The organism is Thermococcus sp. PK (genome assembly GCF_000430485.1).
Lineage (GTDB): Archaea > Methanobacteriota_B > Thermococci > Thermococcales > Thermococcaceae > Thermococcus_A > Thermococcus_A bergensis.
Window position 1 is genome coordinate 336,527 of record NZ_KE387150.1, and the last position, 3,667, is coordinate 340,193.

At 41.9% G+C, this 3,667-nt stretch carries 5 protein-coding genes; 1 reads left to right on the plus strand and 4 read right to left on the minus strand.

Annotated features, from left to right (window positions below):
• The coding region (locus THEPK_RS13460; RefSeq protein WP_198011317.1) for a hypothetical protein at positions 1–256 on the minus strand (256 nt) is incomplete at its 3' end.
• Between the two features lie 243 nt (positions 257–499).
• Here THEPK_RS13460 and THEPK_RS09985 point away from each other — a divergent pair.
• Entirely contained in the window at positions 500–844 is a 345-nt protein-coding gene (locus tag THEPK_RS09985) for a hypothetical protein (protein ID WP_042701459.1), read from the plus strand.
• A gap of 27 nt (positions 845–871) precedes the next feature.
• On the opposite strand, the gene THEPK_RS09990 is transcribed toward THEPK_RS09985, so the two are convergent.
• From THEPK_RS09990 to THEPK_RS10000, 3 genes are all read right to left on the minus strand, one after another.
• On the minus strand, positions 872–1,780 hold the full coding sequence (locus THEPK_RS09990) for a hypothetical protein (RefSeq protein WP_042701462.1): 909 nt from the start codon (positions 1,778–1,780) through the stop codon (positions 872–874).
• A gap of 177 nt (positions 1,781–1,957) precedes the next feature.
• Complete coding sequence (locus THEPK_RS09995) at positions 1,958–3,241, minus strand: sodium:solute symporter family protein (RefSeq protein WP_083965077.1); 1,284 nt, start codon at positions 3,239–3,241, stop codon at positions 1,958–1,960.
• A complete protein-coding gene (locus tag THEPK_RS10000) occupies positions 3,210–3,398 on the minus strand; it encodes a hypothetical protein (RefSeq protein WP_042702265.1) in 189 nt (62 codons plus the stop codon). Before THEPK_RS10000 ends, THEPK_RS09995 begins: the two co-directional genes overlap by 32 nt.
• Between the last annotated feature and the right edge of the window lie 269 nt (positions 3,399–3,667).

Consider the following 3,667-nt stretch of genomic DNA (forward strand, 5'->3'; position numbering starts at 1 on the left):
CTGCCGTAGTGCTGGCGTCTCTGAGGGGTAGGTTGTAGTATTGTTTAAAGAGGAGTATTGCCAGTATTGTTTTTACTGGAAATTTTTTGGATTTTGGCAGGTTCTTCAGCTTTCCTTCTGATTCGAAGTCTGCTAAAACGTCAAGAATTGCGAATGCCACGCTTTCAGGGTCTTTGAGTCTGTGATCCCATCTGGGGATCACGACAACCACCTGAAAGAATTCAGCAAAAACCCTAATAAAGGTTACTATAAACACGCCCCACAAAACATTAACTTCATCCCCATGGTAGAAGAAGTTAGAAAGGAAGGTCTTGGTTAGGTTCATGATTCCAAACTACAATATGCGTGAATCCATTTCAAAAGAAATGGTAGCTATATGCAGGTAGACTATCCACTAAAGACCCATAAAAAGATAGGGCTAGGAGGGGTTACACAAATAGCTTGTGAATAAGGCCAAAATGATTTATATTTTTCTTGCGTATTCTTTTTGGTGATGTTTGTGAACGGAGGTTTCAAGGCTATACTGTGGGGAGTTTTAGTTGTTAGCATAACGCTCTTGATATCAACCCTAGCTGGGTGGATACCATCAGATTCAAAACTTCCGATCTTTGTTATAATCCTAATGGTGCTACTCCTAATTGCGAGTTACCTCTTCTCACTTATGCCAAGCATAAAAACAGAGACAGCGGAATCTCAAAGTCCTCCACTGAGAATCGAACTAACATTTAAGTCCGGGTTTAATTTTGGTCTTGGACTTTTTGCTGCAGCAGCGCTAATTTACCTAATTTCGCTCATCATCACACTGATGTTGCTAACCACATTAGGCCTAGCTTTTTCATTATGAAAACGTGGCCTCCCAACCCTCAACAAATTATTTTATCATCTTGTATATGTGGATTTGAGCCTCTTTCAATGAAATGATATCCCCTATTGGTACGTGTATAATGAGGAATTCGATAGGTACGTTCGTGGGGATGTTCTTAATTAATTTTATCTGATTATTAGTAAATGTGAATCTCCTACTTCCTCCTTTAACTTCGATAATTAAAACCTTCTCGATTTTGAGTATTGGAAGCTCATAATGCTTCTCAAGGTCGCTCCGTTTTATGTTGAATTTATGAATTCTCTTGGTCTTGAAGATAGGGATTAAATGAAAGTCTTTTGTACCTTCAATCTTCCCCAATAATAGCATACAATCAGGAATGTATTGTGAGCCTTCTAATAACTCCCCTAAGGCCTTTTTAAGAGTTAATGTTTTGTTTATGTTCTCCCAAGAAATAAAATACCCACTTGAAATAAGAGCATCAATATCCCTAAATCCTTGGCGATCTTTCCTATTCACCCATACCGGACGGCGTATAATCGGCTCGTTCGGATCCAAGTCTAGAAATATCTCGACCTCAAACACATCATCTTCCTTGTGATAATATCCATCACTCACAACTAAGTATCCTCCCTTGACAGTAGGGGGCAATATCCACTCTGAGAGAGTAGAAACTAACATTTTCCTAGCTATTTTTAATCGCTTCAAAAAGTTTGATCTTTGAAAAGAATAGAAGTCCCTCTCAAAATTGGTATATGGCACCTGAGGAGATAAATAATGAACAATATCATATTGTTTTCTGAGTTCTGGTATTAATTTATTCCACAGATAATTTTGACCAATTAATTCGGCAACAGTACCTTTTATGTTGTTTGCAAGTCCTGTGGGGAGTTCAAAATTCTCAAAACGATCACTAATAAATGCTTTCCCTTTTATTTGTCTCTTCTTTGAAGGCAAGATACCCACCATCTTTAGTTTGGGGGTTTTGGCAAATTAGCTTTTCGTAGTCATATATCTGCAATGATCATCTTATGTATTTCATAAACCTAACTGTATACATTATATTGAGAGAAACTGTTGCAGTCACATTTTCTCCATTAACTGTCCCAATAATGAAAAAATGAGAAAGCCAAATTAAAAGGCATTTTTGAAGTCTTCATCAAGCGGCTCTGGAGAGGTTAAGAGGCTAACAAACACCATGACCACTGCTGAAACAAGGGCTCCGCTTACGTAAATGTACTCCCAGTAGCTGAAGCTCACTATCCCGGTTATTCCAACAACCGCCGTTAATGAACCCGCTATCATTCCAAGTAGAGCCCCTTCCTTTGTTGCCCTCTTCCAGTAGATTCCGAGTATCAGTGGCACGAAGACTCCCGAAGTGTAGATGTCGTAGGAGTATATAAGGAGCTCAACTATTCCCTGAACTGTCAATGCAGCGACAAGGGCTAGGAGACCTATAGCTATTGTAGTCCCGATTGAGAGCTTCAGTAGTTTTTTATCGTCTGCCTCCGGTTCTATAAAGCTCTGATAAACGTCCTTAACCACGTGAGAGGTCGCTGCCGATAACAATGAATCTGCTGTACTCATTACCGCTGCAAGGATTGCAGCCACAAATATCGCTCCCACTCCGCTTCCAAAAACAGTGATTACAAGTTTTGGAACTGCTGTCTTTGGTGAGTCTATTATCGCTTGAGGGTCACTTGAAAGAGCCAGTGCAAGCATTCCTGCAAGGGCTGGGAGGAAAGATAACGCCATAAGCAGAATTCCAGCGTAAATTGCTCCCATTCTTGCAGTCTTCTCGTCCTTAGAGGCAAAGAGCCTCTGGTAAAAATCCTGTCCTATCAATGTGTACATCACCGTTGCCGCTAACGTCAGGGCAAAGAGCGAGACTCCAAGCGACATAAAGTTGAAGTACTCTCCAGATGCCTGAGGTAGGTTTGGAATTGATGCAAGACTCGTCCTTAATCCTTCAAAGCCACCCACTTTGCTCAGCCCAAGCACCACTGCAACTGTCACGCCAATGCTTCCAAGTATCACCTGAATGAAATCCGTCAGTGCCACAGCCCATAACCCTGAGAAAGCCGTGTACGCTATGAAAATCAACGTGGCAAATACTGCTCCTGCAGTTCCCGGCAATCCTATAGCTTCAAACACTGCCGATGCTGCCCACACCTGCGCCCCAAGTATGCCAACAAGGGCTAAAAGTGACAGCACTGCAGCCAAAAGCCTTATTGCTTTACTCTTATATCGCATCTCCAGAACGTCTGGGACTGTGTACAAGGCCAAAGCACGCATAGGCTTTGCAAGGGTCAGACCCAAGAGAAGAAGCCCCAATCCACAGGCAAAACCGTACCAGATTCCTCCTAATCCATAGGTGGCTCCCCAGCTAGCTCCTCCTAAGATGAAAGCCACCACCATAGTGAGTGGCTGCCAGAGTTGCGGTTGTTAATGCCAGTCCAAGCCTTCTCCCGGCCACCAAAAAGTCGGCCGAGGTCTTAATGTACTTCCTTGCATACACTGAAACTCCTAGCATTGCTCCCATATACAAAACAAGTGTCGTCCAAACTACGCTCATTTTTCTGCACCTCTTGAAAGCACAAGCCGGGGAATATTGGAGGCTATTTAAAGTTTTTGGAGAGAATATTGGCAGAACGACAAACAAGACATGGACAAAAAGCACTCCTCTCGTGACTTTTAAAGCTAAAAAGAACGTATGGTACCAAACACATGTTAATATCAACATATGTCACAAATCACAAAACAAAGCCAGGGCGTGTTTAGTTTCACCCCCTGTTATTTAAACAGTATTTGACTCTGAGGAGGATTTTCAGACCATAACACATT

Coding starts and splice junctions, on each gene's coding strand:
- THEPK_RS09995 (WP_083965077.1), bottom strand. CDS start 3,241: ATGGTGGTGGCTTTCATCTTAGGAGGAGCTAGCTGGGGAGCCACCTAT.
- THEPK_RS10000 (WP_042702265.1), bottom strand. CDS start 3,398: ATGAGCGTAGTTTGGACGACACTTGTTTTGTATATGGGAGCAATGCTA.